The sequence below is a fragment of the Pseudomonas sp. QS1027 genome (assembly GCF_002814235.1).
In the GTDB taxonomy this organism is placed as follows: domain Bacteria; phylum Pseudomonadota; class Gammaproteobacteria; order Pseudomonadales; family Pseudomonadaceae; genus Aquipseudomonas.
Genome location: NZ_PHSU01000065.1, coordinates 1 through 945, shown reverse-complemented (window position 1 = coordinate 945; position 945 = coordinate 1). Strand labels below are relative to the sequence as shown.

Below are 945 nucleotides of genomic sequence, written 5' to 3'. Positions count from 1 at the left end.
GGCACGCAGGAGCCGAGCATGAATATCGCCAACTGGCTGGACGAAGCCGGTCTTCAATATCCGAAGCGCCCAGCCTTGTTCGAAGGGCAGCAGCTAGTCGCCAACTACGGCGCCTTTGTCGCCCTGGTCCGACACCGGGCCGCTTATCTGATCGACGAGCATGGCATCGCCCCCGGCGATCGGGTTGTGCTGTTCATGAAGAACTGTTGCGAATACCTCGAACTGCTCTACGCCATCTGGTGGGCCGGTGCCGTGGCGGTGCCGATCAACTGCAAGCTGCACCCCGTCGAGGCCGGCTGGATCGTCGGCAACGCCGATGCCCGGCTGATTTTCACCGACGGCGGCCAGGTGTTCTCCCCCGAGAGACTCCCCCTGGGGTGCCACGAACTGGATCGGGAGGACATGGGCGCACTCACCTCGATCACTTCGCCGCCGGACACACCTTGTCCGCGGCATGCCGACGACCTGGCCTGGCTGTTCTACACCCCCAGCAGCACAGGCGACGCACAGGCGGTGATGCTCAGCCACGGCAACTTGACGGCCATGTCGCAGGACTGTTCACCCGATGTCGATCCGATCGACACCGATGAGGTCGTGGTGTATGCCGCGCCGATGTCTCACTGCGCCGGGCTCTACAGCCTGATCCATGTGTGTCGGGCCGCTCGCCATGTTGTCCCGCAGTCCCGCGACTTCAACGCCGACGAACTGTTCGCACTGGCGAGAGGGTTTGGCAATATCACACTATTCGTGGCCCCCACCATGTTCACGTACATGGTCGAGCAGGCCCGCCTCCAAGGCTACGACGGCAAGGGCATCAAGACCATCATCTATGGCGACGCGCCCATCTACCCGACAGACCTGCGCAACGTAGTGCTCAGGAACAACTACGGCGAACTCCTCAAGACGGAGCTGCGCCTGTGGTTGAAGGCCAGTGCAAATGACCCC

The 945-nt window shown here is 62.6% G+C and carries 1 protein-coding gene; it reads left to right on the top strand.

Annotated features, from left to right (window positions below):
• Positions 1-18: 18 nt before the first annotated feature.
• The coding region (locus CWE01_RS33155) for an AMP-binding protein (protein ID WP_157815324.1) at positions 19-945 on the top strand (927 nt) is incomplete at its 3' end.